The organism is Hyphomicrobium sp. (assembly GCF_041674905.1).
In the GTDB taxonomy this organism is placed as follows: domain Bacteria; phylum Pseudomonadota; class Alphaproteobacteria; order Rhizobiales; family Hyphomicrobiaceae; genus Hyphomicrobium_B.
In genome coordinates this window covers 26,811-41,588 of record NZ_JBAYUV010000023.1, presented here as the reverse complement: position 1 = coordinate 41,588, position 14,778 = coordinate 26,811, and the positions used below count along the sequence as shown (strand labels likewise).

Sequence of the window (14,778 nt, the reverse complement as noted above, 5' to 3'; positions counted from 1 at the left end):
GAAAACGGGAACGAGGTTCGCCATGCGCGTCGCGCGCTTTTCGATTCCGCTGTTGGCGGTCGCCATGCTTGCCGGGTGCAGCAACGGTCAGGGCGGCATAGATAACCAGAATACGGGGCTTGTTCTCGGCAGCGTCGCCGGCGGGCTCGTCGGCAATCAGTTCGGCAAGGGCAGCGGCAACGTCGCCGCGACAGTCGCGGGCGCCGTCGTCGGCGGAATCGTCGGCAGCCAGATCGGCAAGAACCTCGATGAGCGCGACCGGCGCTACGCCGAGGAAGCCGAATTTGACGCGCTCGAACGCGGGCAGTCCGGCGTCTCGCGTCAGTGGCGTGATCCGGAGACCGGCCATTACGGCGACGTGATCCCGAGCCGGCCATACAAGCGCGGCGTCGCCGACTGCCGCGACTATACCCACACGGTTTATGTCGATGGACGGCCTCAGCAGATGCGCGGAACAGCCTGCCGCAATCAAGACGGGACGTGGCAAGGCGTGGGCTGATGCCTCGTCGTGCGCCGCAGAACTGCGTAGCGACCTTCATCACAGTTAAGTCAAATCCGCGACAGAAGCGCTGAAACGGTCAGTGTCGGCTTGCCTGCCCGCCACAGCGATCCTATTCCGTTTCTAAAGTCGAGGATCGCGCGGCATGATTTTCTGGATTCTGGTGGCCTGTCTGGTGGCGGTGGTGACGCTTGTCATCACACGACCGCTGCTATGGGCTGCACCGCAATCGGCCGAAGATCCCGATGCTGTCACGGCCGCCGCCGATATCGCGGTCTACAAGGATCAGCTGAAGGAAGTCGCCGCCGACGAGGCGAGCGGCACGCTGGCCTCGAATGAAGCTGAAAACGCCCGCTCCGAAATCGCGCGCCGCCTTCTGCGCACGGCTGCGGATATGGATCGGGCCGAGACGCCTCAGCGTCGCAAGCGGGCCGGCTTTGCGGCCTATGCGTCCATTCTGACGTCAATCGCTCTCCCGATCGCAAGCCTCGCGCTTTATCTCGCTTACGGGGCGCCGGGGATGCCGGGCGATCCGCTGAGCACCCGCATCGCTCAGCGAGAGAATTCGAATAACCCGAACGATCTCGTCGCCAAGGTCGAGGAGCGGCTGCGCGAACATCCCGAGGATGGCACGGGCTGGGGCGTGATTGCGCCCGTCTATTACGCGATGGGTCGATACGCGGACGCGGCGAATGCCTATGCCAATGCGGTTAGAATCGCGGGTGAGTCGCCGGACCGGCTGCAAGGCTTCGCGAATGCGCGAATCCGGATCGAGAACGGTGTCATTCCGGAGGATGCGCGCAAGGCGCTCGAGCGTCTCATCGTGATCGCTCCCGAGAAAAAAGAGCCTCGTATCTGGCTGGCGCTCGCGAAGGAGCAGGACGGCAAGCTGGCGGAAGCCGCCTCCGAGTATCGTAAGCTGATCGAAGAGGCGCCGACCGACGCGCCGTGGCGGCAAATGCTCGAAGCGCGTCTTGCCAACCTGATGCCTGCAGATGGGAAGTCGCCTCCGGCTCAAATGTTGCCCAAAAAAGATGCGGGTGACACGTCGCTGCCGCGTCCTTCGGAAGCTTCACCGTCCGCCATCATGTCGATGTCGCCGGAGCGGCGTCAGGCGTTCATCACTCAGATGGTCGACGGGCTGGCGGCGCGTCTTAAAACCGATGGCAGCGACGCCGCAGGTTGGCTGAAGCTCATCCGTGCTTATCAGGTGCTCGGACGCCAAGACGATGCGGTAAAAGCTCTGTCGGACGCCCGGACAAATCTCAAGAACGATCAGGTCGGGCTGGCGCGCGTCGATGATCTCGCGCGCGAGCTTGGGCTTGGAGGCTGAAGCGCGATGGATGTAGACATCGGATGACACGGAAACAAAAGCGCGGCGTTCTGATCGGCGGCGGCGTCGCGACGCTCGCGGTGGCGTTGATCCTCGTGCTGTTTGCGCTGAAGGATAGCGTCGTCTTCTTTCATACGCCGAGCGATATCGCCGAAAAGGGCGTCCCCAGCGGCCAACGCATCAGGCTGGGCGGTCTCGTCGAAAGCGGGTCGGTGATACGCGAGGGAACGACGATCAGGTTCAAGGTGACCGACACGCTGAAAGAAATTCCCGTGACATTCACCGGTGTTCTGCCTGATCTCTTTCGCGAAGGACAGGGCGTCGTTGCCGAGGGCGTCCTCGATGGCGACGGCGGGTTCAAGGCCGATAGCGTGCTTGCCAAGCACGACGAAAATTACATGCCGCGCGAAGTCGCGAAGTCGCTGGAAGAGAAGGGCGTGAAACTTGGCACGGGCGCCCATCCAGCTGGCATGAAAGTCGAGACGCCTTAGGGAGGCAAGCCATGATCGTCGAGTTCGGACACTTCGCGTTGATCCTGGCCCTGCTCGTCGCCGTGGTGCAGATGGTCTTGCCGATGGCCGGTGCATCGCTCAAGGACGAGCGCATGATGCGCGTCGCCGAGCCTGCTGCCGTTACGCAGTTCATCCTGCTTGCCATCGCCTTCGTGGCGTTGATGCACGCTTATGTGACGTCGGATTTCTCGGTCGCGAACGTCGCGGAGAACTCGCATTCGACGAAGCCGCTGCTCTACAAGCTGGCGGGCGTCTGGGGCAACCACGAAGGCTCGATGCTGCTCTGGGTGCTTATCCTGGCTTTGTTCGGTGCCGCCGTCGCGCTGTTCGGCACTAATCTGCCGCCTACGTTGAGAGCCCGGGTGTTATCGGTGCAGGCGTCGATCGCGGTCGCGTTTCTGCTGTTCTCGATCCTGACGTCGAACCCGTTTCTGCGTCTCATTCCGGCGCCGTCCGACGGCCGCGGCTTAAATCCGATCCTGCAAGATCCGGCGTTGGCGTTTCATCCACCGTTTCTCTACACCGGCTACGTCGGCTTCTCGATTGCGTTCTCATTTGCAATCGCCGCGCTGATCGAAGGCCGCATCGACGCCGCCTGGGCGCGCTGGGTGCGGCCATGGACGCTCGCCGCCTGGATGTTCCTGACGATCGGCATCTCGATGGGCTCGTGGTGGGCTTACTATGAGCTCGGATGGGGCGGTTGGTGGTTCTGGGATCCGGTCGAGAACGCGTCCTTCATGCCGTGGCTCGCGGGAACCGCGCTTCTCCATTCGGCGCTTGTAATGGAAAAGCGCGAGGCGCTGAAGGTGTGGACGGTCCTGCTCGCGATCCTGACGTTTTCGCTGTCCCTGATGGGCACGTTCATCGTGCGCTCGGGCGTCCTGACTTCGGTGCATTCGTTCGCCGTCGATCCGGCGCGCGGCGTGTTCATTCTCGCCATTCTGATTTTGTTCACCGGCGGCGGCCTCGCCTTGTTTGCGCTTCGTGCGAGCGAGATGCAGAGCGGCGGCATCTTCCAGCCGATCAGCCGCGAGGGCAGCCTGGTTCTGAACAACCTGCTGCTCGTCACCGCCACCGCGACCGTTCTCGTCGGCACGCTTTATCCGATGGCGCTCGAAGGCCTGACGGGCGAGAAAATCTCCGTCGGTCCGCCGTTCTTCAATTCGACGTTCGGTCCGCTGATGATCCCGCTGCTGCTGGCACTTCCCATCGGCCCGATGCTGGCGTGGAAGCGCGGTGACCTCGCTGCCGTCATGCAGCGCTTGGCGTTTGCGGTGCTGGCTGCGATCGTTGCGATCGTCGCCGTCTATGCCGTGGGCCATCGCGGACCTTGGCTCGCGCCGTTCGGTATCGGCCTCGGCGTCTACGTCATGGCGGGCGCGCTTGCCGAATGGGCGAACCGCATCAAGCTCGGGCAGGCGTCCGGCTCGGAGAGTTTGCGCCGTGCTCGAAACCTCCCGCGCTCCGCATACGGAACATTGCTCGCGCATTTCGGTATCGGCATGCTCATCGTCGGCATCATCGCGACGAGCGCCTACCGGGAAGAGCACATCCTCGTCATGAAGCCCGGGCAGACGCTTTCGGTCGCCGGATACGACGTGACGTTCGCGGGCTTCGAGAGCGGGCGCGGGCCGAACTATCGCGAAGATTTCGCCGACTTCGATGTCACGCGCGCAGGCACGTCGATCGGGCGCTTGAGACCGTCGAAGCGTCTCTACGATGCTCCGCCGCAGCCGACGACGGAAGCCGGCATCCACGCGTCATGGCGCGGCGACCTTTATCTCGTTATCGGCGATTCACAGCCTGACGGCGGCTACGCGGTGCGCGCTTATTTCAATCCGCTTGTGCGCTTCATCTGGCTCGGTACGCTGATCATGTTCTTCGGCGGCGGCATTTCGCTGTCCGACCGGCGGTTGCGGATCGGCGTTCCGGCCGGTCGCGCGCGGCGCACGATCGCCGTTCCTGCGGAGTAGGCGCGATGCGGCGGATGTTTTCGATGGCTGTTTTTGCATTGGCGATTTTTGCCAATGCCGCGGTCGTGTTTGCCGTTCAGCCCGGTGAAATGCTGTCCGATCCCGCGCTTGAAAAGCGGGCTCGAACGATTTCGTCCGAGCTGCGCTGTCTCGTTTGCCAGAATGAATCGATCGACGACAGTGATGCGCCGCTTGCGGGAGATTTGCGCCGCCTCGTGCGCGAACGTCTCGTTGCTCAGGATAGCGACTCGCAGGTCATCGATTATGTCGTCGCCCGCTACGGCGAATTCGTGCTTTTGCGGCCGAGGTTTCAGTTGTCGACGCTGTTGCTCTGGCTGACGCCCGTTCTGGTGTTCATCGCCGGACTGACGCTGGCGGCACGGGCGGCGGCGAAACCGAAGACCGCGCCGAGCACGGCGCTCTCCGACGACGAAAAAACCAAGCTCTCGGAAATTCTTTCTGGCGATCACAGCTAGCGTCTCGATTGTCTCGCCGTCTTGCCTCGGCTGCGCTCGGCATGGCTGCTTCATGGCGACATGACGAGACGCGCCAATTTTCAACGTGTGTCGCACAGATTACCAACTGTTAACGTGCCTGACATCCTGCGGTAATCCCGGCTCGATTACGTCTCGTCGGCAAGCTAGAAGGCACGATTTCAGTTTGGAGACTCATGGGATGCTGTTCCCCGATCGCGCGCCGATGACCACTACCGTTCGCTTTTCCAGAATTGCTCCGTCGTTCGTGGCGCTTGCCGCCGTTGCGGCGACGGGATTTGGCTATCTCATTCCATCGCACACGGCGCGGGCCGATACGTCCGCCGCGCAAACGATCGAAACGCCGATGGGCCGCGCTCCGCTTTCGTTCGCGGACCTTGTCGAGCGCGTGAAGCCATCCGTCGTGTCGGTGTCCGTCGTCAATGACGGCGGGGCGTCGAAACTGGCCGAAAACAAAAAGAACGATAAATTCGACAAGAAGGGCGGCGGCAACTTCAACCTCCCCGACCTGCCTCCGGATCATCCGCTGCACGACTTCTTCAAGAACCTGCCAAAGGAATTCGGTCAGCAGGAAGAGCGGCCGAAGATCGTTCAAGGGCAGGGCTCGGGCTTTGTCATTTCCTCCGACGGCTATGTCGTGACCAACAATCACGTCATCGACGGAGCGACGAAAATCCAGGTCACGTTCGACAACGACGATACCAAATATGAGGCCAAGCTTGTCGGCACCGATCAGCGTACCGACGTGGCGCTACTCAAAATCGACAGCACAAAGACATTTCCGGCCGTGACGTTCTCGACCAAGGCACCGCGCGTCGGCGATTGGGCGCTGGCGGTCGGCAATCCCTTCGGTCTTGGCGGGACGGTCACGGCTGGCATCGTGTCCGCGCTCGCTCGCGACATCGGCTCGGGACCGTATGATTACATGCAGATCGACGCGGCCGTGAACCGGGGCAACTCGGGTGGTCCGACGTTCAACCTCGATGGAGAGGTGATCGGCGTCAACACCGCGATCTTCTCTCCGTCGGGCGGTAACGTCGGCATCGCGTTCGACATTCCGGCCAAGACGGTTGCTGAGGTCGTGACGCAGCTCAAGGCCACCGGCACGGTCAAGCGCGGCTGGCTCGGCGTCAAGATTCAGAACGTCGACGAGGATACGGCTGCGAGCCTCGGCTTGAATGAGGCCCACGGTGCGCTGGTCAGCGAAGTCACCGCGAACGGCCCGGCTGCCGCCGCCGGCATCAAGACGCAGGATGCGATCCTGCAGGTGAACGACGCCAAGGTCGCCGACAGCCGCGACCTCGCGCGCAAGATCGCCGAGCTTTCTCCGGAGTCGCCCGTCAATATCAAGGTCTGGCGCAACAACTCCGAGAAGATGATCAACGTCAAACTGGGGCTCTTCCCGAAGAATGCCGAAGCCTTGCTGAATGGCGATAACGACGACAACAACAACAGCGGCAACAATAAAGACGACAGCAAGCCATCGCAGACGGAGCTGAGCCAGCTTGGCGTCACGCTGATGCCTGCGCGCACCGGTTCGAACCAGGAAGGCGTCGCCATCGCTGAGGTTGATCCGTCGTCGGATGCCGCCGAGAAAGGACTCAAGGCCGGGGACTTGATCCTCGAGGTTTCGGGCGAAGCCGTTAAGACGCCCGACGACGTCGCGGCCGGCGTCAAGAAGGCCCAGGGTCTGCAGCGGAAGGCCGTGCTGCTGCACATCAAATCGTCAGACCAGAAACGGTTCGTGGCCGTTCAGCTGTCCGACAAGAAGGGCTGAGGTTAACGCCATGGCAGGCTCGGGCAGCTCCGTCAACCACATGGCGGGGCTGCCTCGACGTTTGGCCGACACCCAGCTAAACAGATATTCGAGAGACGGCCAGGATCAGAAAAACGCCATGCGCGTGCTCGTAATCGAAGACGACAGGGAAACGGCGCAGTTCCTTCAGAAGTCTTTGAAAGAGAATGGGCACACTGCCGATCTCGCCGGTGACGGCGAGGCGGGACTGGCGCTTGCGACCGACGGCGTCTACGACGTTCTAATCGTCGACCGTATGCTACCGCTCCTCGACGGCCTTTCGGTGATCAAGTCGTTGCGCGCCGAGGGCAACCGGACGCCGGTTCTCATTCTTTCCGCGCTTGGCGAAGTCGATGATCGCGTCAAAGGATTGCGTGCCGGGGGCGACGATTACTTGACGAAGCCCTATGCCTATTCCGAGCTTTTGGCGCGCGTCGAGGCGCTCGGCCGCCGTACGGCTCCAGAAGAACAGCAGACGCGGATATCCGTCGGCGATCTCGTTCTCGACAGGCTGTCTCATCGCGTCACTCGCAGTGGCGAACATATTCTTTTGCAGCCGCGCGAATATCGTTTGCTCGAGTATCTGATGCAGCACGCGGGGCAAGTCGTGACGCGCACGATGCTGCTCGAACATGTCTGGGACTATCACTTCGATCCACAGACGAACGTCATCGACGTGCATGTCTCGCGCCTGCGCGCCAAGATCGACAAGAATTTCGACAAGCCGCTGCTGCATACGGTCCGGGGCGCAGGATATACGATCCGTGACGGCCCTGTTTGAGCGCGTCGCGAAGGCGGCATCGACAACGGCATTCGGATTGAGCGCGGCGGCGGTAGCCTTCTTTCTGCTCGCCGCTGCCTTCGTCGTCGGGTTCCTGTTTTGGCAAACCAACAATCTGCTGACCAATCAGGTTCTCGGCGTGTTGACCGCCGAAGCCCGCATCATGGCGTCCGAAATGAAAGTCGGCGGCCGCGCGAAGCTTGCCGAGACAGTCGGTGCAATGTCGCGCCTTCAGGGCACTGGGCTTTACTATCTTTCCGACGACAACGGCGTGAAGATCGCGGGCAACCTCAATCGCATCCCGCCGGAACTGGTCGAGAACGCGCATGGCGGGGTCTTCAGTTATCAGCCTGCAGGAGAGGCGGCGAACGCAGCCGCGCACCTCGCCGTCGCCATTCCGGTCGATCTCGGACCTGAAGTCCGCCTGATCGTCGGCCGCGATATCGAAGACCAACGCGCCTTCGCGGATTCGATCCGGGTGGCGTTTCTGCTTGGTTTCGGGGTGCTGTCGGTTGCGGGGCTGCTGGGAGGGCTCGCTGTCAGCCGCCTTATTCTCAACCGCATGGATGCAATCACGGCGACGAGCCGTTCGATTATCGACGGTGATCTCACGCGCCGCATTCCGACGAGCGGAGGCGGCGGCGAACTCGACAAGCTGGCTGGGAACCTCAATGAGATGCTCGACCGCATCGAAGGGCTGATGAGCGGGTTGCGCGAAGTTTCCGACAACATCGCGCATGATCTCAAAACACCGATCAATCGCTTGCGCAATTCGGCGGAGGCGGCGTTGCGCGACCCGCGCGGCGCGGAAGCGTACCGGGAAGGCCTGGAGCGCACGATCGAGAAATCGGACGAGCTGATCAAGACATTTAACGCGCTGCTTCTGATCGCGCGCCTCGAGGCCGGGCCTCTGGAGGACAGCGTCGAGACGTTCGATCTCGGGCGCTTCGTCGAGGACGTGACGGAACTCTACATGCCCGCCGCCGAGGAAGCTGGCTTCGCCCTGTCGATCGAGGCCGAGAAGGACGTCTGCGTTCGCGCCAACCGCCAGCTCATCGGGCAAGCCGTGGCGAACCTCATCGACAATGCGATCAAATATTCTCGCGCAGGCGAACCCGGGAGCGCCGTTACGGTTCGCGCATATCGGCAAGACGGCAGGCCAGCGTTTTCCGTCGGAGATCACGGTCCTGGCATTGCGGCTGACGACCGGGGACGGGCGCTGAAGCGGTTCGTGCGGCTCGAAGCCAGCCGCACGCAGCCAGGAACCGGCCTGGGGCTCAGCCTCGTCGCGGCGGTGGCGCGGCTGCATCATGGGGAAGTTCGTCTCGAGGACAATCAACCCGGCCTCAAGGTTATCGTGGTGCTGTCGGGCAAATGCATAGCTCCTGTTTTGGTGGCCGGTGGCAGTACGGCTAGTGACGCGGCGGCCGGTCTTGCGGCACAATGAGCGTATGGATCAGCCCGCCCAGTCTAGCCTCGCCGCCCGCATCATTGACGCTCCGGTTTCCGCGCCTGACGGGCGGGGAGCGGAGCGTCTGAGTTCACTCGTGACGGAAGCGGAGGCAAAGGCGCCGTCGCTTGTGGCGTTGCTCCGCGATCCGAAGGTCGAAGCTTTGCTGCGCGGCACCTTCGATGGTTCGCTCTTTCTGACAATGCTGGCGACGTTCGATGTGGAGCGGGTCGGCCGCGTCCTGATGCGGGTGCCCGAGGACCACTTCGCGGCGATGACGCAGATCCTCGCCCAGAGCATGAGCGCAGCGCCGGACATGGCGGCCGCGAAAAAAGTGCTCCGCAAGTACAAGACGGAAGTGGCGCTGTTGACGGCGCTTGCCGATCTCGGCGGCGTCTGGCCGGTGATGACCGTGACGCGCGTTCTCGCGGAATGCGCCGATGCGGCGGTTGCGGCGGCGGTCCGCTTTCTGTTTCGCAAGGCCTCCGAGCAGGGTCTGTGGCAACCGCCCGATGCCGCCGCACCGGAGCGGGCGTCGGGTTATTTCGTCCTGGCGATGGGCAAGCTCGGAGCTTTTGAGCTCAACTATTCCAGCGATATCGACCTGATTGTCTTCTTCGACCGGGAGAAATCCCGCCTTGCCGGGTCCGGCGACCTGCAATCATTTTTCGTGCGGCTGACACGTGACCTCGTTCTATTGCTCGATGAACGGACGCCGGACGGCTACGTGTTCCGCACCGACTTGCGGCTTCGTCCCGATGCCGGGGCGACGCAGGTCGCGCTTTCGACGGCCGCCGCGCATGGCTACTACGAAACAGTCGGGCAGAACTGGGAGCGCGCCGCGATGATCAAGGCGCGGCCGATCGCGGGCGACATCGACGCGGGTAACGATTTCCTTGGCGAGTTATCGCCGTTCATCTGGCGCAAATATCTCGACTTCGCATCGATCTCCGACATCCACGCGATGAAGCGCCAGATCCATGCGTATCGGGAAATCGGCGGCATCACGGTCCCGGGGCAAAACCTGAAGCTCGGGCGCGGCGGCATCCGCGAAATCGAATTCTTCGTTCAGACGCAACAGTTGATCGCGGGTGGGCGGCAACCGGATTTGCGCGTGCGCGCGACGCTCGACGCGCTTGCGGCGCTCGAGGAACGAAGATGGGTAAAGGCCGCGTGTCGCGCTGAACTCGATGCAGCCTATCGCTATCTGCGCCGTCTCGAACATCGCGTGCAAATGGTCGCCGACGAGCAGACGCACGAGTTGCCCGCAAATCCACCGACGCTGGAGGCGTTCGCGCGTTTTGCGGGTTACTCCGGCACCCCCGAGCTTGCGGCCGAACTTACGGCAAAGCTTGAAACGGTGGAACGACACTATTCGGAACTGTTCGAGGATGCTCCGGCCTTGACCGGAGAAAGCTCGAACATGGTCTTCAGCGGTGCCGAGGACGATCCGCAGACGGCTGCGGAATTGAAGCGGCTCGGATATTCGCAGCCTGCTCAGGTGCTCGCCATCGTTCGCGGATGGCATCACGGGCGGACGCCGTCGGTCCGGTCGCCGCGCGCCCGCGAGCGCTTGACGGAAGTGCAGCCGCTGTTGATTTCGGCGCTCGCCGATACGGTCGATCCCGATGCCGCGATCGCGAGCTTCGACCGGTTTCTGTCGGAACTGCCGGGAGGCGTGCAGTTCTTTTCGCTGCTCAAAGCGCAGCCGGGTCTCATCCGGCTTTTTGCCGACATCATGGGATCGGCGCCGCGTCTGGCGCATATCCTGTCGAAGCGACGTCGGCTGCTTGATGCGGTGCTCGATCCGCATGTGCTCGGCAGCCGCCTTGATGAGGATGCGATCGACGAGCTGCTGATCAAGTCGTTCGCGACCGCGCGCGAGACGAGCACTGGCGATCCGATGCAGGAGGTGCTCGATACGGCGCGCATCATTGGCAGCGAACAGAAGTTTCTCATCGGCGTCCGGGCGCTGACCGGCAGCATCTCGGCGGCGGGAGCGGGACTGGCCTACGCCATCGTCGCTGAACGGCTGATCGCCGGGCTGCTGCGTGAAGTCAGCCGCCAGATGCAGGAAGAGTATGGCCGTGTGCCCGGCGGTTGCGCGGTCGTCATCGCGATGGGCAAGCTCGGCGGGCGCGAGATGACGGCGTCATCCGATGTCGATCTCATTCTCGTTTACGATTTCGAGCGCGGTGCGGAACAATCGGACGGGCCGCGCCCGCTCGCTCCGCAGCATTACTACACGCGTTTAACGCAACGCCTGATCACGGCCCTCACCGCACACACGGCCGAGGGCGCGCTTTACGAGGTCGATATGCGGCTCAGGCCTTCGGGTCAGAAGGGGCCGGTGGCGACGCAGCTTTCGAGCTTTGCGAGCTACCAGGCGAGCGAAGCGTGGACGTGGGAGCACATGGCGTTGACGCGGGCGCGGGTGATCGCCGGTTCGCCGGATTTGTCCGCACGCGTTGAATCCGAAATCCGCAAGGTGCTGACGACGCCGCGCGATCGGGAGCGGATCGCTGCCGACATCCGCGACATGCGGAACCGGATCGAAGCAGAAAAGGCCACCAGCGACATCTGGGACTTGAAACAGGCTCGCGGCGGCCTCGTCGATCTGGAATTCATCGCTCAGCATCTGCAACTTGTTTTTGCAGCCGAGCATCCGCGCATTCTCGATCAGACCACCCTGGTGGCGTTGGATACGGCGGCCGCCGAGGGGGTTATTTCGACTGAGGAGCATCGCCGGCTGTCGGAGGCCGGACAGCTTTTGCACGACTTGACGCAAATTCTGCGCCTGACGCTCGAGGGGCCGTTCCACCCGGCGTCGGCGCCGAAGGGCTTGAAATCATTGCTGGTGCGGGCTGGAGAGGCTCGGTCTTTCGACGATTTGGAACGTAAGCTGAAAGATGCGCTCGCCAAGATCCGGGGCGCTTTCGACCACCTTATCGTCTGAGCGCCGCAGTAGCGACGGATCACGCACCCTATGGCGTTCCTATCATCGAATGATGCAGACTGGCGCCCAGACTTTAACCTTGTGCGCCGAGCGGCAGTCGACAGCCAGGTAGGCAGCGAAAAGCATGTCGAGGGGATACGTGGCGGCGATCAAGACCGACGGCAGCCCGGCTAGGCCGAGGCCCGCGGCCGAGACTCGAAACGACGAGGTGGTCCTCGTCGCGGAGGCCGGAAGCGGCGACAGCCATGCGTTCGGCGTGCTGATGGAACGGCACCTCGGAACGATGGTGTCCGTGGCGCGGCGGATGCTTCGTGACGACGCCGAGGCAGAAGATGTGGCGCAGGAGGCGTTCTTGCGGCTTTGGCGCTCGGGCGCGACGTTGGAGATCGGGCCGGCAGGCATAAGGCCGTGGCTGCGCCGTGTTGTTTCGAATTTGTGCCTCGACCGCGTTCGCGGTCAGGGGCGCGTGAAAGTGGTCGATGAATTGCCGGAGGTGCCGGAGCCAGCCAAGCAGCTGGCCGCTCTCGAAAGCCAGGACATGCAGCTTCGCGTCGGCGGGGCCATGCAAAAGCTGCCTGAGCGGCAGCGTCTGGCTCTGACGCTCTTTCATTTCGAAGGGCTCAGTCAGATCGAGATCGGAAACATCCTCGGCGTTTCCGATGAAGCGGTCGAGTCGCTGCTGAGCCGGGCGCGCAGGCAATTGAAGGTGGAACTAAAATCGGACTGGGAGTCGTTGCGCAATGACAGCGAGTCCTGAAATGCGGGAGACGGCGAGACAATGACACGGAACCTGAAGCCTGCAGGGCTTGATGGATTGGAGGCGGCGCTCGATACGTATGGCGCCGATCGCACGCGCTGGCCCGCGCCACTCCGGCACGATTTATCGGCCTTGATCGCCGACAGCGGCGAAGCAAGGGAAATGCTTCGTGACGCCGAGCTTTTCGATACGCTCCTGGATCGTGCTCCGCAGTACGACGCCTCGCGTCTCGATGGCTTGAAGCAGCGCATTGCAGTGGCTGCCGCGCATCAACCGCGCCTTATCGTGACGCATCCGGAATCGGTGCAGCGGGCGGTTCCGCGCCGTCATCAGGGTTGGGCCGTGACGGCGCTGGCCGCGTCGCTGGTGCTCGGTGTTCTGGCGGGACAGTCGAGCGTCGTCAGTTCGCTGCTCGGGACGAATTCGGCATATGCATCGCGTCAGGTCGCGCACGCTGACGATCCCGACATCTTGTTGGATGAGGATATGCTGTGACGGTCGACGCAAATCAGAGTGCTTCCCGGCGCTCGCGCTTCATATATCCCGCGCTGATCGTCTCGTTGGGATTGAACCTGCTCTTCATCGGGGGATTGGCTGCGGCCGCTTGGCATTTCAATTCCCGCCATGCGCGCGGTGAATTTGGGCTTTTGGCTTTCGCGCGGCAAATGCCGGCCGAGCATCAGGATGCTTTTCGCAAGCAGGTTCTGGATTCTCGCGCCTCATTGGGCGATGAGCGCGAGGCCGTCCGCAGCGCGTGGCTTGAGGTCAATTCCATGCTGACTAACGAGCCCTTCGACAAGGAAAAGCTGAAGGCCGCGATGGCGAAGCTCAGAGAGACCGAAAATCAGTTCAGGGCCGGCCTCAATGACTCCTTTGCCGAGATCGCCGAGAGCGTCACGCCCGAAGAACGCAAACTGTTGCAGGCGTGGCGCGACAAGCGCAAACCCAACTTTCTCAGACGCGGCGACGTTGAACCGCACAAAGCCGATGGCGATATAAAATCTGACTGAGTTTGCTGTTGCCGGTCCGCCGTGTCGAAACGTTCGTCTCGCGTCGACCTAACTTAGGCCCGCCCGGAGAACAGATCGTTTTGGGTTGCGGCCAGGAATTGCACGGACCACGAGCGTAGACCCGCAGGTGTATCGCTGACCCGAAGCTGGGCGTTCGAAAGCTCGCATAGCGTGCGCGCGAGGATCATGGAGAAGTCGTCGTCGTTCGCGAAACCAAGGCTTTCTTGACCCGAGATGCTGATCGAAAGTTCGGCCGTGTCGTTCGTGGCGCGTGTATCGATGCGGATAACGGCGCCGGAGCAGGCATTTTGTGATGCTTGCGTGAGAAGGTTGATCAGCATCTGCCGCATCGCCTGCGGGTCGCCGACGATTTTGACGTCGGCATCGATATCGCAGTCGATGGTAATGGCGCGCAATGCGAGATCGCACGCTGCAAACGCGCACGCTTCATCGACGATCAATTTGAGATGACACGACTGCGGTACATCCTTGCGCGCTGGCGCCGTCAGCAGGGCTGTGATCGCGAGAGCGTCTTCCGCCGATTTGAGGAGGATACGGCCGCTGGCGTGGATGTCGCGCGCATAGTCGCCGTAGGCGCTCGATCCGAGCGGTCCGAAAACTTCTTTCGACATCAATTCCGAAAAACCGAGAACAGCGTTGAGCGGCGTGCGGAGTTCGTGGCTCATGTGAGCCGTGAGTTTCGCCCAGGCGGCGCGGTCCAGGCCGGCGTTCGATTGGGACTGGACGAGAAGTTCCGTGAATTGGGTGGTGCCGGTGTGGCGCGCCCCACTCAAAGAATTTGAGATGCTGCTCGGGGGCTCCGCGGACGAAAGGATGAGAGCACCCGCCAGTCCCGCGCCAGCTATGAGCAGTAAAGTGCCCATCGATTGCGAATCAAAGTTCAGGACTGCAATGCCGATCGCCGTCAGCAACGCCGAGACCATTAGCAGCGGGCCGCGCCGGATTTCGCGGCTGCCTGCCTGCAGCAGGGTCCTCGGGAGAACGTGCGCGCGCGCCCGGTCTCCGGTCAAATTGGCAAAGTTCCCCCGTTGAGGAACGGACCAAGTCCGCGCCATCTTTCATTCCCCTGCCGATTTTCGTAAGTGCCCCAATCCTGGCCGGGACCGAATCGGTTCCGCGCGCCATTGATTCGACAATCACCGATTTGCGACTCACCTGTCGAGGGAGAAAAAATCGGCAGGGAATCAAATCTTAAAA

The 14,778-nt window shown here is 62.3% G+C and carries 13 protein-coding genes; 12 read left to right on the top strand and 1 reads right to left on the bottom strand.

What is annotated here, in order from left to right; translation table 11 throughout:
- Positions 1-22 precede the first annotated feature (22 nt).
- The 12 genes from WC026_RS10725 (at position 23) to WC026_RS10670 (ending at position 13,560) form a co-directional block, all read left to right on the top strand.
- Positions 23-499, top strand: a complete 477-nt coding sequence (locus tag WC026_RS10725; RefSeq protein ID WP_372710928.1) for an RT0821/Lpp0805 family surface protein — start codon at positions 23-25, stop codon at positions 497-499.
- Positions 500-644: 145 nt separating this feature from the next.
- Positions 645-1,832, top strand: coding sequence for a c-type cytochrome biogenesis protein CcmI (gene ccmI, locus WC026_RS10720; protein WP_372710927.1), 1,188 nt, complete (start codon positions 645-647; stop codon positions 1,830-1,832).
- A 23-nt stretch (positions 1,833-1,855) separates the two neighbouring features.
- On the top strand, positions 1,856-2,323 hold the full coding sequence (gene ccmE, locus WC026_RS10715) for a cytochrome c maturation protein CcmE (RefSeq protein WP_372710926.1): 468 nt from the start codon (positions 1,856-1,858) through the stop codon (positions 2,321-2,323).
- Positions 2,324-2,334: 11 nt separating this feature from the next.
- Positions 2,335-4,317 (top strand): heme lyase CcmF/NrfE family subunit, encoded by a 1,983-nt coding sequence (locus WC026_RS10710; RefSeq protein ID WP_372710925.1) that lies wholly within the window; start codon positions 2,335-2,337, stop codon positions 4,315-4,317.
- Positions 4,318-4,331: 14 nt separating this feature from the next.
- Positions 4,332-4,793 carry a cytochrome c-type biogenesis protein gene (locus WC026_RS10705; protein WP_372710948.1) on the top strand — a complete coding sequence of 154 codons (462 nt, stop codon included), beginning with the start codon at positions 4,332-4,334 and terminating at the stop codon, positions 4,791-4,793.
- A 223-nt stretch (positions 4,794-5,016) separates the two neighbouring features.
- Positions 5,017-6,588, top strand: coding sequence for a Do family serine endopeptidase (locus WC026_RS10700; RefSeq protein ID WP_372710924.1), 1,572 nt, complete (start codon positions 5,017-5,019; stop codon positions 6,586-6,588).
- Between the two features lie 118 nt (positions 6,589-6,706).
- Positions 6,707-7,387, top strand: a complete 681-nt coding sequence (locus WC026_RS10695) for a response regulator transcription factor (RefSeq protein WP_372710923.1) — start codon at positions 6,707-6,709, stop codon at positions 7,385-7,387.
- Positions 7,371-8,834, top strand: a complete 1,464-nt coding sequence (locus WC026_RS10690; RefSeq protein ID WP_372710922.1) for a sensor histidine kinase — start codon at positions 7,371-7,373, stop codon at positions 8,832-8,834. The genes WC026_RS10695 and WC026_RS10690 overlap by 17 nt, the downstream gene beginning before the upstream one ends.
- A gap of 4 nt (positions 8,835-8,838) precedes the next feature.
- Positions 8,839-11,793 carry a bifunctional [glutamine synthetase] adenylyltransferase/[glutamine synthetase]-adenylyl-L-tyrosine phosphorylase gene (locus WC026_RS10685; protein ID WP_372710921.1) on the top strand — a complete coding sequence of 985 codons (2,955 nt, stop codon included), beginning with the start codon at positions 8,839-8,841 and terminating at the stop codon, positions 11,791-11,793.
- Between the two features lie 124 nt (positions 11,794-11,917).
- A complete protein-coding gene (locus WC026_RS10680; protein WP_372710920.1) occupies positions 11,918-12,550 on the top strand; it encodes a sigma-70 family RNA polymerase sigma factor in 633 nt (210 codons plus the stop codon).
- Between the two features lie 21 nt (positions 12,551-12,571).
- On the top strand, positions 12,572-13,045 hold the full coding sequence (locus WC026_RS10675) for a hypothetical protein (RefSeq protein ID WP_372710919.1): 474 nt from the start codon (positions 12,572-12,574) through the stop codon (positions 13,043-13,045).
- The gene (locus WC026_RS10670; RefSeq protein WP_372710918.1) at positions 13,042-13,560 is read left to right on the top strand and encodes a periplasmic heavy metal sensor; all 519 of its coding nucleotides are present in this window, start codon (positions 13,042-13,044) and stop codon (positions 13,558-13,560) included. Before WC026_RS10675 ends, WC026_RS10670 begins: the two co-directional genes overlap by 4 nt.
- A 53-nt stretch (positions 13,561-13,613) precedes the next feature.
- On the opposite strand, the gene WC026_RS10665 is transcribed toward WC026_RS10670, so the two are convergent.
- Positions 13,614-14,591 (bottom strand): sensor histidine kinase, encoded by a 978-nt coding sequence (locus WC026_RS10665; RefSeq protein ID WP_372710917.1) that lies wholly within the window; start codon positions 14,589-14,591, stop codon positions 13,614-13,616.
- Positions 14,592-14,778: the final 187 nt, after the last annotated feature.

Excerpts from the sequence above, each read along its gene's own strand:
- WC026_RS10725 (WP_372710928.1), top strand. The coding sequence starts at position 23 with ATGCGCGTCGCGCGCTTTTCGATTCCGCTGTTGGCGGTCGCCATGCTT.
- WC026_RS10700 (WP_372710924.1), top strand. The coding sequence starts at position 5,017 with ATGACCACTACCGTTCGCTTTTCCAGAATTGCTCCGTCGTTCGTGGCG.
- ccmI (WP_372710927.1), top strand. The coding sequence starts at position 645 with ATGATTTTCTGGATTCTGGTGGCCTGTCTGGTGGCGGTGGTGACGCTT.
- WC026_RS10675 (WP_372710919.1), top strand. The coding sequence starts at position 12,572 with ATGACACGGAACCTGAAGCCTGCAGGGCTTGATGGATTGGAGGCGGCG.
- WC026_RS10695 (WP_372710923.1), top strand. The coding sequence starts at position 6,707 with ATGCGCGTGCTCGTAATCGAAGACGACAGGGAAACGGCGCAGTTCCTT.
- ccmE (WP_372710926.1), top strand. The coding sequence starts at position 1,856 with ATGACACGGAAACAAAAGCGCGGCGTTCTGATCGGCGGCGGCGTCGCG.
- WC026_RS10710 (WP_372710925.1), top strand. The coding sequence starts at position 2,335 with ATGATCGTCGAGTTCGGACACTTCGCGTTGATCCTGGCCCTGCTCGTC.
- WC026_RS10705 (WP_372710948.1), top strand. The coding sequence starts at position 4,332 with ATGTTTTCGATGGCTGTTTTTGCATTGGCGATTTTTGCCAATGCCGCG.
- WC026_RS10685 (WP_372710921.1), top strand. The coding sequence starts at position 8,839 with ATGGATCAGCCCGCCCAGTCTAGCCTCGCCGCCCGCATCATTGACGCT.
- WC026_RS10680 (WP_372710920.1), top strand. The coding sequence starts at position 11,918 with ATGTCGAGGGGATACGTGGCGGCGATCAAGACCGACGGCAGCCCGGCT.